Source organism: Tateyamaria rhodophyticola, from assembly GCF_047777875.1.
Classification (GTDB): domain Bacteria; phylum Pseudomonadota; class Alphaproteobacteria; order Rhodobacterales; family Rhodobacteraceae; genus Tateyamaria.
Genome location: NZ_CP180519.1, coordinates 1,803,060 through 1,823,050, shown reverse-complemented (window position 1 = coordinate 1,823,050; position 19,991 = coordinate 1,803,060). Strand labels below are relative to the sequence as shown.

11 protein-coding genes are annotated in these 19,991 nt (G+C 64.1%); 5 read left to right on the top strand and 6 right to left on the bottom strand.

Features of this window, described 5'->3' with window-relative positions:
• Positions 1 to 541 precede the first annotated feature (541 nt).
• The gene (polA, locus tag ACERHN_RS10600) at positions 542 to 3,334 is read left to right on the top strand and encodes a DNA polymerase I (protein WP_415922605.1); all 2,793 of its coding nucleotides are present in this window, start codon (positions 542 to 544) and stop codon (positions 3,332 to 3,334) included.
• 13 nt (positions 3,335 to 3,347) lie between these two features.
• Here the strand turns inward: polA and ACERHN_RS10595 are convergent, their stop codons facing one another.
• The 4 genes from ACERHN_RS10595 to ACERHN_RS10580 all read right to left on the bottom strand — a co-directional run bounded on the left by ACERHN_RS10595 (position 3,348) and on the right by ACERHN_RS10580 (position 5,811).
• Positions 3,348 to 3,575, bottom strand: coding sequence for a DUF2798 domain-containing protein (locus ACERHN_RS10595; protein WP_415922604.1), 228 nt, complete (start codon positions 3,573 to 3,575; stop codon positions 3,348 to 3,350).
• A gap of 76 nt (positions 3,576 to 3,651) precedes the next feature.
• On the bottom strand, positions 3,652 to 4,404 hold the full coding sequence (locus tag ACERHN_RS10590) for a hydroxypyruvate isomerase family protein (RefSeq protein WP_415922603.1): 753 nt from the start codon (positions 4,402 to 4,404) through the stop codon (positions 3,652 to 3,654).
• A 40-nt stretch (positions 4,405 to 4,444) separates the two neighbouring features.
• Positions 4,445 to 5,146: an SDR family NAD(P)-dependent oxidoreductase gene (locus ACERHN_RS10585; protein ID WP_415922602.1), complete on the bottom strand. Its 702-nt coding sequence runs from the start codon at positions 5,144 to 5,146 to the stop codon at positions 4,445 to 4,447.
• 86 nt (positions 5,147 to 5,232) lie between these two features.
• Complete coding sequence (locus ACERHN_RS10580; RefSeq protein ID WP_415922601.1) at positions 5,233 to 5,811, bottom strand: DUF1285 domain-containing protein; 579 nt, start codon at positions 5,809 to 5,811, stop codon at positions 5,233 to 5,235.
• A 71-nt stretch (positions 5,812 to 5,882) separates the two neighbouring features.
• On the opposite strand from ACERHN_RS10580, the gene ACERHN_RS10575 reads away from it, so the two are divergent.
• The 4 genes from ACERHN_RS10575 to ACERHN_RS10560 are packed head-to-tail and all read left to right on the top strand — an operon-like array spanning position 5,883 to position 12,569.
• On the top strand, positions 5,883 to 6,890 hold the full coding sequence (locus ACERHN_RS10575; protein ID WP_415922600.1) for an AAA family ATPase: 1,008 nt from the start codon (positions 5,883 to 5,885) through the stop codon (positions 6,888 to 6,890).
• On the top strand, positions 6,887 to 7,768 hold the full coding sequence (locus ACERHN_RS10570) for a DUF58 domain-containing protein (RefSeq protein WP_415922599.1): 882 nt from the start codon (positions 6,887 to 6,889) through the stop codon (positions 7,766 to 7,768). Before ACERHN_RS10575 ends, ACERHN_RS10570 begins: the two co-directional genes overlap by 4 nt.
• Positions 7,765 to 10,530, top strand: coding sequence for a DUF4159 domain-containing protein (locus ACERHN_RS10565; protein ID WP_415922598.1), 2,766 nt, complete (start codon positions 7,765 to 7,767; stop codon positions 10,528 to 10,530). Before ACERHN_RS10570 ends, ACERHN_RS10565 begins: the two co-directional genes overlap by 4 nt.
• Positions 10,527 to 12,569: a hypothetical protein gene (locus ACERHN_RS10560; RefSeq protein WP_415922597.1), complete on the top strand. Its 2,043-nt coding sequence runs from the start codon at positions 10,527 to 10,529 to the stop codon at positions 12,567 to 12,569. The genes ACERHN_RS10565 and ACERHN_RS10560 overlap by 4 nt, the downstream gene beginning before the upstream one ends.
• On the opposite strand, the gene pbpC is transcribed toward ACERHN_RS10560, so the two are convergent.
• Together pbpC and ACERHN_RS10550 are read right to left on the bottom strand one after the other, a co-directional pair.
• Complete coding sequence (pbpC, locus tag ACERHN_RS10555; RefSeq protein ID WP_415922596.1) at positions 12,566 to 14,560, bottom strand: penicillin-binding protein 1C; 1,995 nt, start codon at positions 14,558 to 14,560, stop codon at positions 12,566 to 12,568. The two genes, ACERHN_RS10560 and pbpC, sit on opposite strands and share 4 nt — an antisense overlap.
• Positions 14,557 to 19,944, bottom strand: a complete 5,388-nt coding sequence (locus ACERHN_RS10550; protein ID WP_415922595.1) for an alpha-2-macroglobulin family protein — start codon at positions 19,942 to 19,944, stop codon at positions 14,557 to 14,559. Before ACERHN_RS10550 ends, pbpC begins: the two co-directional genes overlap by 4 nt.
• Positions 19,945 to 19,991 lie beyond the last annotated feature (47 nt).

The window sequence follows — 19,991 nt, the reverse complement described above, 5'->3', positions numbered from 1 at the left end:
GGTGTGTTGGCTGAGCAGGGCTTCGGTCGCGGTAACGTGGCGCCGCACATGATGTGGCTTGGTCATCCACGCCGGGTGCTCAAGTGAACGGACCAATCCTCTGCGATTGTGCGCTGCCTACGCACAGCGTTGCGCACGACGGGCCTCGGCGCCAGGTATCAAGCGTTTCTCTTGGTCGTCAGGATTTTCGTAAATCTACCGGTGCCTGCGCGAATATATAAACCATCGAGACATCGAGCGATAAGAGACGATGACGCAGTCACGCACCACTCCGTGCCGACCGGTGCGACCTGAACTCGGCTCTTGCTGACAACGGGGCGCTGTTTATTGCCAGGCACCTGCTCCGCCCGGTGCGGCGACATTTTGCGAACGAACTGCGCGCCGCAAATATCGAACCTGACGATGTGCCAACCCACGCAACGCAAGAACATGAGCGCCAAATAAAGAATGTAGTGCGCCGCAAGGCGCTCCGTTGGATCACGTCTGGCCCCGCAGGCCATGGCATGGCATGTAGGCCCGGTGAGCGACAAGGGAGCATGCAATGGCACTTCAGTTCGGCAAAGGTTGCCACCTGCATCTGATCGATGGATCGGCATTCATCTTTCGCGCCTATCATGCCTTGCCACCGCTCACACGGAAATCGGACGGCCTGCCGATCGGCGCGGTCAGCGGGTTTTGCAACATGCTCCAGCGCTATGTCGAGGGGAACCATGGGCCGGATGCGCCGACCCATGTCGCCGTCATCTTTGACAAGGGCAGCCACACCTTCCGCAACGACCTTTATGACCAGTACAAGGCCAACCGCGACGCCATGCCAGAGGATCTGCGCCCGCAGATCCCCCTGACCCGACAGGCCACGGAGGCGTTCAATATCGCCTGCAAGGAAGTCGAAGGCTTTGAAGCCGACGACATCATTGCAACCCTGTCGGTTCAGGCCCGTGCCGCTGGTGGGCGCGTCACCATCATCAGTTCCGACAAGGATCTGATGCAATTGGTCGGCGATGGGGTCGAGATGCTCGACGCGATGAAGAACAACCGCATCGACCGCGATGGCGTCCACGCAAAGTTCGGCGTGTATCCCGAGCGCGTCGTCGATGTTCAGGCCCTCGCAGGCGACAGCGTGGACAATGTCCCCGGCGCGCCCGGTATCGGCGTGAAAACCGCCGCCCTCCTGATCAACGAATTCGGCGACCTTGATGCGCTTCTGGAACGGGCCGAAGAGATCAAGCAGCCCAAACGGCGCCAGACCCTGATCGACCACGCCGACCAGATCCGGCTCAGCCGTGACCTTGTTCGGCTTGATGACAACATGGACCTGTCCTTCACGCTGGATGATCTCGAAGTCCGCGACGCCGATCCGGACACGCTCATGTCATTTTTGGCAGAGATGGAATTCCGCACACTGACCAAGCGCATAGCCGATAAGATCGGCGTTGAGGCGCCCGAGATCAAAGAGGCAGCACCGGCACCGGCCGATGCACCCGAAGCACCCACATTCGAGACGTCCACATACGAACAGGTTCAGACCGCGGACCAGCTGCAAACATGGATCAACCTGATCTATGAACGCGGATACGTCGCCGTCGACACCGAAACGACGGGCCTGAATGAGATGACGGCGGATCTGGTCGGTATCTCGCTTGCGGTGAATGCGGGTCATGCCTGTTACATCCCGCTGACGCACCGGCAGGGCGGCGATGATCTCTTTGGCTCCGACGCGCTGGCCGAAGGGCAAATGCCCCTCGAAGACGCGTTGGCGATGTTGAAACCGGTGCTTGAGGATACCAGCGTCATCAAGATCGGGCAGAACATGAAATACGACGCCAAGATTTTTGCGCGTCTGAACATCCATGTCGCGCCGATTGATGACACGATGCTGATGTCCTATGCGATGCATGGCGGGCTGCACGGGCACGGTATGGATACGCTCAGCGAACGCTATCTGGGCCACACACCGATCCCGATTAAACCCCTGTTGGGAACGGGCAAATCAGCCAAGACCTTTGACATGGTGCCTATCGACGATGCCGTGAAATACGCCGCCGAAGATGCCGACATTACCCTGCGCCTCTGGCAATTGTTCAAACCGCAATTGCATGTGGCCAAGACGACGCGCGTTTATGAGACACTGGAACGCCCCATGGTGCACACGCTGGCGGCCATGGAACGGTCCGGTATCAAGGTCGACCGTGACACGCTTTCACGCATGTCCAACGCCTTTGCCCAGAAGATGGCCGGGCTCGAAGATGAAATTCACAAGCTTGCAGGGCGCAGTTTCAACGTGGGCTCACCCAAGCAGCTGGGCGAAATCCTGTTTGACGAGATGGGGATCGAAGGCGGCAAGAAGGGCAAGACTGGCGCCTATGCCACGGGTGCGGATGTTCTCGAAGACCTTGCGACAGAGCACGAATTGCCTGCCCGCGTGCTCGACTGGCGGCAACTGAGCAAACTCAAATCCACCTATACCGACGCGTTGCAGGATCACATCAACAACGACACGGGCCGGGTGCACACGTCCTATTCCATCGCAGGCGCATCCACGGGGCGGCTCGCCTCCACCGATCCGAACCTGCAGAACATCCCGATCCGCACCGAAGAAGGCCGCCGCATCCGCGAGGCGTTTGTCTCGGAACCGGGCAAAACCCTGGTGGCCCTCGACTACAGCCAGATCGAACTGCGCATCCTCGCCCATATCGCCGACATTCCAGAGCTGAAACAGGCGTTCAAAGAGGGCATCGACATCCACGCGCTCACCGCGTCCGAGATGTTCGACGTCCCCTTGGATGAGATGACACCGGACATCCGGCGGCAGGCCAAGGCGATCAACTTCGGCGTCATCTACGGCATTTCCGGCTTTGGCCTTGCGCGCAACCTGCGCATCCCGCGCGCCGAAGCCCAAGGGTTCATCGACCGCTATTTCGAACGCTTTCCCGGCATCCGCACATACATGGACGACACCAAGGCCTTCGCCAAGGAACACGGATACGTGCAGACCCTGTTCGGGCGCAAGATCCACACGCCCGAAATTGCGTCCAAAGGCCCCCGCGCCGGTTTTGCGGCCCGCGCCGCGATCAACGCGCCCATTCAGGGCACCGCGGCGGACGTCATCCGCCGCGCTATGATCCGGATGCCCGATGCAATCAGGGATTTGCCTGCCGCGATGCTGCTTCAGGTGCACGACGAACTGCTGTTCGAAGTCGATGATGCGGCTGTGGATGACCTGATCGGCGTCGCCAGGGACGTTATGGAAAACGCCAATGATCCGGTCGTGCACCTCGATGTGAAACTCGAAGTGGATGCCGGCCAGGGCCAGAATTGGGCCGAGGCGCACTAAGCTGCGATGGGTCTCAGTCTGGGCGGGTGATCGCCGCCACCAGACGGCGCGTGATTGGCGCGACCACCAGCACGATGGGAAACGCGACGGCCCAGCTTGGCAACCACGCGCCCACCCATTGGCCCGCAAACCCCGGCACCATGCCCACCGCCAGAAAGGTGGATACTCCGGACACTAGAAAAGACATCAACCCGCTGAGTATGAAGCCAAAGGCGAAATGGGCGTAGCGGGCGGGGATCATCGGTCCGTCTTTCTCGTGTTGCTGGCTGCACGGTAGTGGTCTGCCGTCGCGGACGAAAGTGCGTCTGCGCACACGGTCACTGCATCCAGTCGAGGTCCGCTTCGGTCCGCCCTGTCGGCGTGTATTCCGCGCTCACCCAACCGCCATAGCCGCTGCGATCAATCGCTGCGAAAAGTGCTGCAAAATCGATGTTTCCGCGCCCCGGCGTTGTACGATCCGGGGCGTCACCAAGCTGGATATGCCGGATGAGCGGGGCGTATGCGTCAAAGCACGCCACCGCGTCGCCCGTGATCACCTGTGCATGATAGCTGTCATATTGCAGCCCGATATTGGGTGCATCCACCGTCTCCAATATCTCGGCAGCCAGGTCATAGTCGCTCAGGTAGTAGCCCGGGTTCACCTCGGTGTTCAGCGGCTCCAGCGTCACTGTCAAATCGTCCGGCAGGCCGTCACACGCCCGTTTGAGATTATCCACGAGACACTGCCGCGCCTCTGGCCCCTCCGCCACACCGCTCAGCACATGGATCATCGACGCGCCAAAGGCCTGCGCGTAGCGGACCGCACGCCGCATGTCATAGTCAAACCGTTTTTCCGCCCCCGGAACGGCCGCAAATCCACGTGGGCCACCGGTGTAATTCGGACCCGGCGCATTCAGCAGCAAAAAGCGCAGGCCGTTGCGGCGCAGTGCAGCCTGCGTTTCCGGTGCAGGCACGTCATAGGGTTGCAGCACCTCGACCGCCTCGAACCCGGCCTCCGCGGCTGCGTCGAAACGGTCAAGATATGGCAGTTCGGCCCAAAGATGACTGAGGTTGGCGGCGAAACGTGGCATGGCAACACCCCTACCGGGAACTGGCAGCGCGTGCCAGCATTCAGAAGCGTTCAACCCATGGACGCAGCGCGATTTCGTTGGACCATGCAGACCGGTGCTGATCCATCAGGGACAGGTAGGTGTCAGCGATGGCATCAGGGTCCAACATCTTGTCCGTGCCATCGTCCGTACGCTCGGCGCGGGCGGCGTTTGCGATGCCCCCGTCGATGTTGACCCATGCGACATGGACGCCCTGCGGATGCAGCTCGCGCGCCATGGACTCGGACAGACCGCGCTGTGCGAACTTGCCCATCGCAAACGGGGCCGACATCGGAAACCCTTTGACGCCGGCGGACGCGCCTGTGAACAGGATTGTGCCGCGCGCCCCGTCAATGGCGTCCTGCGCCAGCATCCGTCCCGCCGCCGCACGACCCAGCAGAAACGACCCGAATGCCGTGACCTCCATCGCGCGCCGCACCTCTTCGGGGTCCAACTCTGCCACCGGGCCGCGCGACCGGGCGGATGGGTTGTAAATCGCGACGTCAATACGGCCTGCCACATCGGCAAACAGCGCGTCAACGGACGCCGGATCACTGCCATCGACCGCGACCGCGATAGCACCGGTTTCCGCGACCAGCGCATCCAGTTTCGCGGTGTCCCGCGCACCAAGGACGACCCTGTGCCCCCGCGCCGCCAGTTTGCGTGCAAGCGATGCGGACAGCCCGCTGCCTGCACCGATGATGATTGCCGTTCCAAGTGCCATGGGATGTCCTCATCTGCTGTGTACACGCGCAGCGTGGACGAGCCCCGAACACAAACCAAGCGTCCGGAACGCACAGGCGATGTGCGTCAGCTTGGCAATTCATCCGACGGGATGATCCCGAAAAACTGCCCGCCCGACCAAACACCAAACCAGCCATCGTGGTGCGTCCCGAGATCCACCAACCGGTAAAAGCTCTTGCGATCAATCAACGCCTCCAGATCGGCGCGGATCAGGATGTAGGGTGATGGCTCGCCGGTTTCGGGGTCGCGTTCGACGCGGATCGGATGATCCGCCCCGGCTTTGGCCATGTCATCCACATGGGTGACAAAGGTCAGAATCTGATCCTTGTCTGTGCCCTGGGCCTCAAAGTCTATGGCGACAAAGGGCGCGTCATCGACCGTGATCCCGACCTTTTCCACGGGCGTCACGAGGAAATATTTGCCGTTCTCCCGCTTGAGAATCGAAGAGAACAGTTTGACCAGACCGGGCCGCCCGATCGGCGTGCCCTGGTAGAACCACGTCCCATCCCGCGCGATCCGCATGTCGAGATCACCGCAAAACGGCGGGTTCCACAGGTGCACGGGCGGCAATCCGCGTGTTTTTGCGGCGGTGATCGACGCCACAAGGCCTTCTGCGTCGGGTGTCACGGTTTTTTGTGCACTCATATCTTTTGCCATTCCCTGCATTGGCCATAGGTTGGTACTTGCAAGCATATACCCCGGAAGAAAGAGAAGTCATGGCTGACGCAGAGGATCTTGTCGCGGATATCGAAGCACTGGGGGCCAAACTGGCCGACGCCAGGGCATCGATCACAAACCGGTTCATCGGGCAGGAACGCGTGGTGGAACTGACGTTGACGGCGCTCTTGTGCGGTGGTCACGGTCTGCTGATCGGTCTGCCGGGTCTGGGCAAGACGCGGCTGGTGGAAACACTCTCCACGGTCATGGGCCTGGATGGCAGCCGTATTCAGTTCACGCCGGACCTGATGCCTGCGGATATTCTGGGATCCGAAGTTCTGGATACGGCCGAAGACGGCACGCGCGCGTTCCGTTTCGTGCCCGGTCCCGTGTTTTGCCAGCTCTTGATGGCGGATGAGATCAACCGGGCCTCACCCCGGACGCAATCGGCACTGTTGCAGGCGATGCAGGAAAAGACGGTGACCGTTGCCGGGCAGGATCGTCCGCTGGGTGTGCCGTTCCACGTGCTGGCCACGCAAAACCCGATTGAGCAAGAGGGCACCTATCCCCTGCCCGAGGCGCAGTTGGACCGGTTCCTCGTGCAGATTGACGTGCTTTATCCCGACCGCGCGACGGAACGGGACATCCTGCTGGCGACCACCGGCACCGAGGACGCGCAATCTACTCAGGTGTTCGACACCGAAGCATTGCTGGCCGCGCAAACGCTGCTGCGCCGGATGCCGGTGGGCGAAAGCGTGGTTGAGATGATCCTTGACCTGGTGCGCGCCTTCCGCCCCGGCGAGGCGGATGCGTCCGATAAGGTCCGCGAAACGGTGGCTTGGGGTCCGGGCCCGCGAGCGGCGCAGGCGCTGATGCTGGCCGTGCGGGCGCGGGCATTGTTGCAGGGCCGGCTGGCCCCATCGGCAGAGGACGTGATCGACATGGCCCGTCCGGTGCTGAGCCACCGGATGGCGCTGAACTTTGCCGCGCGGGCACGCGGCGACAGCCTCGCCGATCTGATCGATGAAACCGCCGCCGCTCTGAGCCGCAAGGCTGCTGCCGCGTGATCACGCCCGTCACCCTCCGTGCGCAGGCCGAAACCGAGGCCGCACGCCTGCCTCCGCTTCTTGCGCGGGCAGAGCATTTGGCCGGGGCCGTCCTGTTGGGCGATCACGGGCGCAGACGCGCGGGCATGGGTGACGATTTCTGGCAATACCGCCCTGCACAGGTGGGCGACAGCCGCCGCATGATTGACCACCGACGCTCTGCCATGGGCGACATCCAGTTCGTCCGCGAGCGGGAGTGGCAGATTGCGCAATCTGTCATGCTGTGGGTGGATCAGGGCGCCGCGATGCGCTTTGCCTCGGCTCCCGACCTGCCGACAAAAGCGGACCGCGCGCGGGTGCTCGGCCTGGCGCTGGCCATTCTGCTTATTCGGGGGGGCGAGCGCGTCGGGCTGACCGGCACCGCGCTGCCGCCCCGGCGTGGCAACGCGCAAGTCTTGCGGTTGGCCGAGATGTTTTCAGAAGATGCCCAGGACGATTATGCCCCGCCGGAACATCGCGCGATGATCCCGCATGCTCGGGCCGCATTCGTCTCTGATTTCATGGGCGATATCGAGCCTGTCAAACTGGCGCTGACCAAGGCCGCGGACCGCGGCGTGCGCGGCGTGCTCTACCATGTGTTGGACCCCGCCGAAGAGGCGTTCCCCTTCCGCGGGCGCACCATCTTTGAAAGCGTGGGCGGAACGCTGGAACATGAAACCCTGAAAGCGTCCGAGTTGAAGGACCGCTATCTGTCGCGCCTCGCCGCGCGCAAGGATGAGCTGCAACAGCTGTGCAGCGTGGCGGGGTGGCAATACGGCATTCACCACACCGGATCATCGGCGCAATCGGGCCTTTTGTGGCTGTGGCGGGCGCTGGATGGCGGGATGGGCCGGACATGATGATGCTGGGCCCCATCGGTTTCGCCGCACCGTGGCTGTTGCTGGCGCTTTTGGTGCTGCCGATCCTGTGGCTGATCCTGCGTGCGATCCCACCTGCGCCCCTGCGCCAGCGGTTCCCCGGCGTGGCCCTGCTGCTGGGGCTCAAGGATGATGAGGCCGTATCGGATCGCACCCCATGGTGGCTCTTGCTGCTGCGGATGCTGGCCGTGGCGGCCATGATCATCGGCCTGGCCGGGCCGATCCTGAACCCTGACGACAACGCCGAGGGCGGTGATGGCCCGCTCCTTGTGGTGCTGGACGGCAGCTGGGCGGGCGCCACGCGTTGGGCGCAGTCGATGGAAGCGGTCGAGGCGGAATTGCGCCGGGCCGGGGCCGCCGGACGCGAGGTCGCGGTGCTGCATCTCTCTGCGCCCGACGCCGCCCCGTTTCAGGCCGCGAATGCCGGTGTCACGCGGTTAGCCGGGCTGACCCCACAGCCCTGGCAACCCGTATCTGCCGAAGCCGTGGCCGAAGCCCTGCCGGAGGGCGCGTTTGAGACTGTCTGGTTCAGTGATGGCATCGAATACGCGGCGCGGCCCGACATTCTGGATCTGTTGCAGGGCCGCGGTCCGGTGCGCGTGACCCAAACCGGCGCGAGTGTGGTGGCCCTTGCGCCCGCGACCTATGAGGACGGGACTGTTCAGCTGACGGTGCGACGGTCCGTACCGGGACCAGAGCGTGGCGTATCGGTCCTGGCGCAAGGACGTGATCCGGCAGGCAATGCCGCCATTCTCGCATCCGCAAACGCCGTGTTCGAAGATGGCGCGACCGAGGCGCAAACGGCGCTCGCCCTGCCTGCGGAATTGCGCGCCCGCATCACTCGGTTCGAAGTTGCAGCCACCCGGTCCGCCGGGGCCGTGACGCTGGTTGATGACAGCCTGCGCCGTCGTGAAATTGCACTGCTCGCCGGGCGTGAGGGGCGTGAGGGGCTCGAACTGCTGTCACCCCTGCACTACCTCCAGCGCGCGCTCGCGCCGAACGCGGACCTGCTGGACGGTGCGCTGAGCGATGTGTTGCCTGCAAATCCCGATGTGATCGTTCTGGCCGATGTGGCGACCCTGTCGGCGGGCGAAGCGGATGACCTCTCCGCATGGATTGATGAGGGTGGTATGCTGGTCCGCTTTGCCGGGCCGCGTATCGCGGCAAGTGACGTGAGCCGCGCCGAAGAGGATCCGTTGATGCCGGTCCGTCTGCGATCAGGCGGACGCAGTGTCGGTGGCGCCATGAGCTGGGGATCGCCCAAGACCCTTGCGCCATTCCGCGAAAATTCACCGTTCTTTGGATTGGCCCTGCGGGACGACGTTGTGATCACTGCGCAAGTCATGGCACAGCCGGACCCCACACTGGCGGAACGTGTGATCGCAGAGTTGAGCGACGGCACACCGCTCGTGACCCGCAAGCGCATGGGTCAGGGTCAGATTGTCCTGTTCCACGTGACGGCCAATGCAGAGTGGTCAACTTTGCCCCTGTCCGGACTGTTTGTTGAAATGCTGGAACGGTTGGCCATATCCTCGACGTCATCGCAGCCCGCCCCGGAAGACCTGGAAGGGACCGTGTGGACACCGCAGGTGGTTATGGATGGCTTCGGCACGCTACGCGATGCAGGCGCAATGCCCGGCGTGCCGGGACCGGAGTTGATCACCGACGCCGCGGGACCCGATCTTTTGCCCGGCGTCTACACATCCGCCGACCGCAGTCTGGCGCGCAACGTGCTGACCGCCGATGCGGTCCTGACCCCGGCGACGTGGCCCGCTGACGTGCCCGTATCGGGCCTCACCAACAGCGCGCCGCAACCTTTGGGCGGTGCACTGCTCGCCGCGGCGATTGGATTGCTGCTGTTGGATGTCATTGCGTCGCTTGCGCTGTCGGGACGGTTGACCGGCGGGCTACGCGCCAGCCGCGTGGCGTCTGTGGCACTTGCCGCGGCCCTGTTGGCGCCTGCAACCGATCTGCGCGCCCAGACGGCAGAGGACGGGCCGCTGAGCGCTGCGGCGGAGGTGGTGCTTGCGCACGTGATCACCGGCAACCGTCAGCTTGATGAAATCGCCGAAGCCGGTTTGCGGGGCCTGTCGGACACGCTGTTTTTCCGGACGTCCGTTGAACCGGCCAACCCTGTGGGCGTTGATCTGGAAACGGATGAGCTGGCATTCTTCCCGATGCTCTACTGGCCCATCACCCCAGACCAACCACGCCCCTCGCAAGAAGCCTATGCCAAACTTAACGCATATCTGCGGTCGGGCGGTCTCATCCTCTTTGACACGCGGGACGGTGACATTGCGGGCTTTGGCGCGGCCAGCCCGAATGGGCGCAAGTTGCAGGACCTCGCTGCGCCGCTGGACATTCCCGCGCTTGAACCTGTGCCACGGGATCACGTGCTGACCCGCACCTTTTACCTGTTGCAGGATTTCCCGGGTCGCCACATGGGAAGTGACATCTGGGTCGAGGCCGCGCCACCGGGTGCCGAACAGGTCGAAGGCATGCCCTTCCGCAATCTGAATGACGGTGTGACGCCGGTGGTGATCGGCGGCAATGACTGGGCCGCAGCCTGGGCCGTGACCTCAACCGGTCAGGCGATGCTGCCCGTGGGGCGCGGCTTTGGCGGCGAACGCCAGCGCGAGCTGGCCTACCGCTTTGGCGTGAACCTCGTGATGCATGTGCTGACCGGCAACTACAAAAGCGATCAGGTGCACGTGCCTGCCTTGCTGGATCGGTTGGGACAATGACGGGAACGGTTCTTTTTGATCCACTGGTGCCTTGGCCGATCCTTGCCGTTCTGGCGGTGCTGGTCGTGGGCGGCGTCGGCCTTGCCCTGATGCGCGGCCTGAGTGGTTGGGCGCTCCGCGGCCTTGCGGGTCTGGTCGTGCTTGCCGCCCTCAGCGGACCTGCCTTCCAGCAGGAAGACCGCGCACCGCTCACTGACATCGTGATCATTGCCGAAGACCAGAGCGCCAGCCAGCAACTCACCGACCGGCCCGCCCAAACCGCTAGCGCAGCGGATACGCTTGAGGCGGCCCTGCTGGCACGCGAGGGTGCCGAAGTGCGCCGGATCACTGTGCCCGATGGCGAAGAGGACGCAGGCACGCGCCTGATGACCGCGCTGTCCGACGCGCTTGCCGAAGAGCCGCGTGCCCGTGTCGCGGGCCTGATCGCGATCAGCGACGGGCAAGTACACGATGCCGACCTGCCACTTGACCTGCCTGCGCCTCTGCACCTGCTGCTGACCGGGCGCGAAACCGACTGGGACCGCCGTCTGATCGTCAAGAATGCGCCCGCATTCGCCATCATCGGCGAGGCGGTGACCCTGACGTTGCGGATCGAAGACAGCGGCGCGGCCCCTACTGATACCGGCTTGGCGCCACTGGATATCTCCGTCGACGGCGCGGAACCCCAACGGTTCAACGTACGCATCGGCGAGGATGTTGAACTGCCCGTCACCCTGCCGCATGGCGGGCTGAATGTGATCCAGTTCACCGTGCCCACGGCAGACGGCGAGCTGACCGATCGCAACAACACCGCGCTGATCCAGATGAACGGCATCCGCGACCGGCTGCGCGTGCTGCTGGTGTCCGGGGAACCCCATGCGGGCGGGCGCACATGGCGCAACCTGCTGAAATCCGACAGCTCGGTCGATCTGGTGCATTTCACCATTCTCCGCCCCCCTGAAAAGCAGGACGGCGTGCCGGTGGGCGAACTGTCCCTGATCGCATTTCCGACGCGCGAGCTGTTTCTGGAAAAGATCGACGATTTCGACCTGATCATCTTTGATCGCTACAAGCGGCGGGGCATTCTGCCCGCGCTCTACCTTGAGAACGTGGCGCGCTATGTGCGGGATGGCGGGGCCGTTCTGGTCGCGGCGGGTCCAGATTTTGCGAGCGCCGACAGCCTGTACCGTTCCCCGCTGGGCGATGTCATTCCGGCAGAGCCATCGGCCCGCGTGCTCGAAGAGGCATACCGCCCCGAAGTGTCCGACATCGGCGACCGCCACCCGGTGACAACCGGCCTGCCCAGCAGCGGCGACTGGGGCCGTTGGCTGCGCCAGATTGATGTTGAACCGCGGTCCGGAACAACGGTGATGGAGGGTATCGACGAACGCCCCCTCCTGATCCTCGACCGGGTGGACGAAGGGCGTGTGGCACTGCTGGCATCGGACCATGCGTGGCTGTGGAACCGTGGTTATGAGGGCGGTGGCCCACAGCTTGAGTTGCTGCGCAGGCTGGCGCATTGGATGATGCGCGAACCTGAGCTTGAGGAAGAGGCGTTGACCGCCACCGCCACGGGTCAGGACATGCGCATTTCCCGCCGAACGCTGGAAGAAACCGTACCGCCCGTGACCGTCACGGACCCAAGCGGCAACACTACCGTGCTCGAGATGATTGAACGTGCCCCGGGTCAATTCGAGGCGGATTTCGAAGGGCCGGAGATTGGGCTCTACCGACTGGAGAATGGCGATCAGCAGGCCGTGATCGGTCTGGGCCCTGCCGCACCCAAGGAGTTTGAGGCGACCATCGCAACCGGTGATATTCTGGCCGAACGGGTTGCTGGCACGCGCGGCGGGGTGATCCGGATTGAGGACGGCGTGCCACGTCTGCGCAATGTGCGCGAGGGACGACCGGCGGCGGGACGCGGATGGATCGGTCTGACCCCACGCGGCGCATATGAAACCGTGGACGTACGCCAATCTGCGCTGTTGCCGCCGTGGCTGGTGTTGCTTCTGGCCGCCGGGTTCATCACAGCCGCATGGCTGCGCGAGGGACGCCGCTAGGGACGCGCTTCAACCGTGACGCGGGCGGAGTGTCCGCGCGCATCAACCACCGATATGCGCGAAAAGCCCACATCCAGTTGTCCAAGGTCAATTTGCCGATCACGCCGCGCAATGTGGACCGGCATCCCGTTCAGCATCACGGTCAGGGGCAGCGTGCCACCGCGCACCTTCAACGTGGTCGCCGGTGAGGCGAGGATGGCACCATCCGGAGGAAACAGAACTTCGGGGCCGGACTCGCGAGATGCCGCAGACCCAAAGCGGCGCAACCGCATGGGCAGCTCGGCTTGGGTCAGGATCAGCGTATCCGCAGGCGGAGGCGGCAAGGGCACGTAGGTGGCCTTGAGCCGGCCGAACATCTCAAACAGGAGCGGTGCGGCGTGATCGCCGCCAAATGCACCGGGCACGGGTGTGCCGTCCGGTCGTCCGATCCAAACACCGACGACATGCTGCCCGTCATATCCGATGGCCCAGGCATCCCGGTGCCCATACGATGTCCCCGTCTTGTACGCCAAACCGCCGCGCGCACCCGGCGGCGGCGGGATACCCGCGAGGATATCACCCACCTGCCAAGCGGCCCTTGCCGCAATGACCTGCGCGTCTTTTCTGCGCGGCATCTGCGAAACATGAAGCGGTGTCGCGGTGCCCATCCGGGCGAGGCCCGCATAGATTTGCACCAGATCATCGAGGCTCACCCCGACCCCACCAAGCGCCACGGCGAGACCCGGTGGCGCGTCACCCGGCAAGACAGGATCGGCGCCAAGCCCGCGCAGCGCCGCCATCAGGCGATCCGGTCCGAGCGCATCCGTCAGCGCAACAACCGGCACATTCAGGGACTGTGCCAACGCATCGCGCACGGCAATGTCGCCGCGAAATGCGCCATCAAAATTCTGTGGCGCGTAGCGTCCGAACCGGGTTGGTCGGTCCGCGATGAGGGTCGCGGGATGCGCCAACCCCCGGTCAAATGCCAGCGCATAGATCACCGGTTTCAGCGTTGATCCCGGCGACCGCGATGCACGCGCCATATCGACAAACCCAAGCGCACCGGACGCGTCCGAATAATCCGGTGCACCCACCCGCGCCACGATCTCTCCTGTCTGGTGATCGGCTACCACAATGGCCGCAGATACACCCGCGGGCATACCCGTCAGATGCGCCCGCGCGAGCGATGTGGCCTGCGCCTGCAGATCCGCATCGAGGGTGGTGTTGATCACGGTGGCTTCGGGGTGCGTAGACCGGAGCATGTCGGCCAGATGGGGGGCTTGCATCGGCAATGGGCGCATCCGCTCTGGCACAGCCGCCGCGACGGACGTGTGACCCAGCCGCGACAACACCCTGTCCCGTGCGGCGTGTGCGCGACGTGGAAACCGGTCCGGGCGACGTGCCTCGGGCGCTTGGGGCAGTGCGACGAGCAATGCGGCCTCTGACGTTGACAACCGGCGCGGTTCCTTGCCGAACCAAACCAGGCTCGCGCTGCGCACCCCTTCGATCCGCCCGCCATATGGCGCATGTTGCAGATAGAGTTGCAGAATGGCCGACTTGCTCAGCCGCTGTTCCAACGCCCAGGCCACGCGCATCTGACGCAGCTTGCCCTGAAACGATCCCGTCGGCCCGTTTTCAAGCAAACGCGCCACCTGCATGGTCAGGGTCGAGCCCCCCGAGACCACGCGCCCGTTCCACGCCGCCTGCAGTGTGGCGCGTGCCATGGCACGCAGATCCACACCGCCATGGCGCCAGAACCGTTTGTCCTCATAGGCCACGAGCATATCGATAAAGTCCGGGTCGACATCGCCCGTCCGCACAGCCAGTCGCACTCGCCCGTTTTCAACATCAAAGGCGCGCAGGATTTGTCCGTCCCTGTCCCGCATCTCCACCGAGGTTTCCGCCAGAACCGGCGGCAGGTGCGTGTCTTCGACCCAATCGAACCACAGCGCCTGCGCGCCCCATGCGACGGCACCAAGGGCAGCCGCAATCAAGGCAAAGCGCCGTCTCACTCGGCAATCCGCAGGCGAGACGTTGCGGTGATTGCGCGGTATTCCGGGCGGTACATGTCTTCGACCAGCGCCGCGGGATGATGGAAGTCACCCGGGCTGACGGCCCGCGCGATATACGCAAGCTGAAACGGTGCACTGCCCCGGTGATCAACCGCAGCAAGGAAACGATCGGTTCGGAATTCGGCATGTTCGGCTGTGGCCGGTTTCAGCCAATCCAAGGCGCGTATGTCCCCGGCACGCAGCAGGTTGGGATTGTCGATCTCAAGCCCCGCCGGCAGCGGATCATCCACCATCAGACGCGCGCCCACCTCTTCGAACGGCTGAATGTCGAGCACGATCACCCGGCGCTCACCCACCTGCCACGCACCGTCAACCGGCGCGCCATCAAGGGCGTAGCTCCGCCGTGTGATCGCGTAGCCATATCCGCCCGCTGGTGGTGCGACACGCGGCACGCCATAGGTGGTCAGCGTGACCTCCTGCGCCGTGCCAGAGATATTCTCCAGCACCGACGCCGCGCTGCCCGCATCATGCGACTGCACCACGGGCCCGGACACCAGCGCACCGTCCACTGCAAAGGACGCCGGGCCACCCGGGCTTTGCAGGGCATTGGCGGCCATGACGATCTGTGCCGCCTCCTGGGTGGACAACCGATCCGAGCGTGCGGTGATGACATTGGACAGGCGCGCCTGATCAACACGTGTGCTACCCGCGTCAACGGCAAGGTGCAACACACCCGCCACGTCGCGCAGCGACGTCCCGAAATCAGCACGCCACCGTGGTCCGTCCTGATCCGCGCCAAGCGCCAGATCCTGCGCCAGCCCAAACATCCTGTCCGCGCGCGTCTGTTCCCCGTATTGGGCCAGTGCAGCACCCAGTTGCGCGCGCGCCATGGGCGTCGAAAAGGCCGTGGCCTTTGCATCGGCATAGTACCGCAAATCCCCGATACTGGCCGCACCCGCGCGGGCAAGGACCAGAAGCGCATAGGCGAGGTCTTCGCCGCCTGCATCGAATTCCGGTGCGTAGTTCACCCGGTTGCGCAGATTGTCGAGCGCGAGTGTCAGCGCGCGGTCGGGCACCGTGTATCCGGCGGTCTGCGCCTGCACGAGGAAATCGGTGACATAGGCATCGAGCCAGAATTCACCGGATTGCGCGCGCCAGAGACCAAAGGCGCCGTTGGACGCCTGCCGCGTGAGCACCCGGTCAATAGCATCATTGATCCGCGTGTCGATATCGGACAAGCCCGCTGCATTGGCCAATCCCGCCACATGCAGAAGCGGCAAGGCCGCAGATGTGACCTGTTCCGTGCAGCCATAGGGATAGCGGTCGAGCTGGCGCAGCAGTCCCGGCATGTCAAACCGTGACAGCGGACCTGCGGATACCGTGGCCGTCGCTCCGACCGGTTTCAGATCGGCAAAGACGTTGTCGTCCAGCGTCAGTGCCGCCCCCGTATCCAGTGACAACCGGCGCGTCACAGCGATGGTTGGATCATTCGACCGCACACCCAGGGCCAGTGTCTTTCGCAGAACCGCCCCATCGGGCGTGGTCAGTTGGATGGAGATGTCATAATCGCCCGCATCTTGCGCCCGAAGGGGCAGCGCGACGCGCACCGTACCTTTGTCGGCAAGTGCAACGGTCTCTGGCGCTGCCCCGAGGTCCAGACCCGGCGCAGAAATGCGCAGCGGCATGACACCAGACGCGCCGGAGGCATGCACAAACTCCAACTGCACGCGGCTTTGATCACCCGGCGCCATAAAGCGCGGCATGGCGGCGGCGATCACAACCGGATCGCGCGCCAGCATGTCCCGCTCCGCCTGTCCGACCCCGTCTGCGCTCCATGCAACCGCCATCAGGCGGATGGTCCCGTTGAAATCCGGGCGCGGCACCTGGATCACGGCTGTGCCATCCGGCCCAACGGGCACCGGACCGGAGAAGGCGGCCATGACGGCTTCGGTCGGCGGTGGACCTTGCCGTTGCATCTGTGCCGCCGCATCACCGCCCGACCGCACCGTGCCCATCGCGCCGCTTTGCGTGTCGATCAGCCGTCCATAAAGATCGCGCAACCCAACGCCGAGGCGGCGTTGGCCAAAGTAGTGCTCTTGCGGATCGGGTGTTTCGAAACCTGTGAGGTTCAGAACCCCCACATCCACCGCTGCCAGCGTGACAAAGCCCGGCGCATCGCCGAGGCCATCCACCGCGACGGTCACCTCTGTAACCCCGGCCTGACCTGAAACGGCGTCTGGCGCATCGACAGCCACCTGTAACGCGCGATCACCGGGATCAATCGTGGCATGTGCAATGCCCAGCGCGCGGGACGGACCAAAGCCATCCGTGGCCTGACCGCGCAACACGGACACCGCCACATAGGCACCGGTGCCCCAATCCTGCGACACATCAAGCGCGACCGCGTTTGCGCCTGCGGTCACGGGCACGGCGCGCCGTTCAATCACGTCCGAGGCCAACACCGACACAAGCGCCGTTCCATCAAATGGCGCATCCAGGCGCAGCGTCGCCACATCACCGGGCGCATAGGCCGGAGCATCCAGGGCCACCGGCAAACGATCCGGTGTGTCGCTGCTGTCACCGGCACCGTACCAGCCGGATGCAAAGCCGACAGAGCTTGCGGTGTACGCGGTGCCGGTCTGCTCCACCACAATCTCGTAGCTGCCCCAGTCGGTCGGTACGGCGACAGGCGTCGGCGTTTCGCCCAACATCACGTCCCCTTGCGCCACCCGCGTCCGCGTCGTGACCGGTTCCCAGTTCCAATTGCCGTAGAGCTGATACCACTGATACCGCGTCTCCACGCGGTTGACGGTCCATGTCGCGGACAGGGGTTGCCCCGCGCCGACTGCCACAAGGTCAAACCCTGCTTCGGCGCCTTCGGGCAGCACGTCGTCAAAGGCGGGGCGAATACCGATGACCGCGCCCTCTGGCGCGACGGGCCGTGTCACGCTGCGCTCAACCGGGCGACCGGCACCATCCGACACCCGCACGGTTGCCGTCGCTTGCAACAGGACACCTTCGGCCTCGACATCCGGCAAGACCATCGGGATCGCCACGTCCCCAACCGCGTTTGTCTTGGCCGCGGGCAGTGCGGATTGGCGCGGCGCGAATGGCGTATCGTGACGGCCAAAGCGGTATCCGGGCCAGTCCGCCAGACTGTCTCGGCGGCTCAGTCGCACCTCCCCTTCGACAGCGAGATCGGCGCCGGGCGCTCCAAAGAGGTACTGTGCGTTCGCCGCGATTTGCGGTGGTGCATTCCGGCGCACGGGCCCGTCGGGCAGTGTCAGGGTTACATCAATCCGCTCGGGCACGAAGTCCTCAACCAGCACGGTGGTTCGGGCCAATGCGGGTGCTTCAAGGTCGCTCTTGATTTCAATGCGCCACGTGCCGCGTGCAACGCCCTGTGCCAACGGCATCGCAAACACGTGCCCACCCGCCCGTCCGTCCGCGCTCAGATGTCGGCTGTGTTCCACGCCATCGGGTCGATACAGGATCGCGGTGACCGGCAAGCCCGGCACCGCATCCGTCTTGGCATCACGCGCCAGTGCGGTTGCATACACGGTTGCGCCCGGCCGGTAGGCACCCCGGTCTGTGGTCAGGAACACGTCGATAGGCGGCGCGGGTGGGCGTCCCTCAACCCCGCGGTCCGACAGATCAAAGGCCGGGTCTGTCAGCGGGAGAAAGACAAAGTCATCTCCGCGGCTGACCTGAAGCATGGCGGCCGTCGCCGCCCCCCTGCCCCGCGTTACACCCGCCGGAAAGGTCACGAAACCTTCTGCATCGCTCTGTGCTTGCGCCAGAACAGCATTGGCGCGCGAAATCAGGGTGACATCGGCTGCCGCAACGGCCTGCGCATCCGACAGGGACCGTATCGCCGCCGTCATGCCGTCATTGCCCTGCCATGTGGTGACGCCAAGGTCCGACAGCACAAACCATTGCGTTGCAGACGCCGTGTCGTAGGGATCAGAACCCGGCACGCGGGCCGACAATACGTAAATGCCCGCCGGTTGCCCCTCAAGCGCCTCTTCCATCGGCAGACGTGTGCGCGTCTCAACATTCAGCGTGCCGGAAACGGAGCCGGTGCCACGCCAGATTTCCTCTGCCATCGTGTCATTGAACGTGCGTTCCTGCCATTGGGACAAGGGACGGCCAAACACATCCTCGCGCAGGGCACGCACAAGGTTGCGATCACTGACACGCGACAGGATCAGGTCAACATCGTCGGTGTTCACACTGTCGATCGGCAGGGCAACATCCCCGCCGCGCGCCAGCACATAGGCCCGACCCGGAAACCGAACAAATGGCGTGCGATCGCGGACATAGATGGCAAGTTCGACATCACGGGCAAGCGTCTCGCCACTTTGGGCAGGCAGACCGGCGCGCAAAGTGATCTGATATCGCGCGCCGTGGCTGACACCGTCGAGGCACAGCTGGGACCCGTTTGCTTCGGGCACCAGATCGACATCCGGGGCGGTGACATAAGGGTCATAGTCAAAGCCAGCCTGAACCAGCGGTTCGGAGAATGTGGCACACACGCGCGGGACAGCCGCATCATTGTCCACACGGTGATCCGTTACGCGGAACCCGTGTTTGCCAATCGCCCTGTCCAAGAGGTCCCCCGTCGTCTCCCGCGGTTGCAGTGACTGGACAAGACGCAAGGGCGCGATCATGTCGCGCCCGCGCCCATTGGCCTCAAAGGCAAGCGCCAGTTCCACCAGCGCAGTGACCTGCGCTCCGACAACCTGTGCCCGGAGATAGCCGTTCAAAGCCGCGGGAATAGCATCATTGCGCGCCCGTCTCCGGTCAGAGGACGACACCGTGTCCCCCAAACGCCGCGCGTAGCTGGCATAGCGCACCCAGATGTCAGGGGCATCGGTCAACGCGACCGCCATGCCTGTCCACCGTAACGCGCCTGCGCGATCCCCCCGCGACCATGCCGCGTCCGCTGCGGTGATCAGGTCAACCGCCTGCGCTGCATCCACAGGGTAACGCGCGCCCATTTCGGTCACCAGACGGAGCGCTGCATTGGTATCTGCCTCTCCCACGCCCAAGGCCGCCGCACGCCGCACCGCACCCTGCCGCACAAGCGCCGGTGTTTGAACGCGCGTGGCAGACATGGCCCCGACATAGGGTTGCCGATCATTCACCGCAGACTTTGGAAAACAGGCCCGCGACCGTGTGTTGTAGGTGAATGCAACGCATTGATCATCCGCACTGCACGCACGCGCGCACGCGTCCTGCGTCGTGTCGAACAGATTGGCCCGGTCCGCGCCAAAGAAGTCCACATCGCGCGAGAAGACATAGCGCTCAGCCGGAACAAGATCTTGCGCCACCGCGCTGGTGACCATGGCAAGAAACAGGGCAATACATACCGACAGGCGCATGGCGCATCTCCAAAATGAATTTTGTGCTTTGCCCAAACCTGACACGG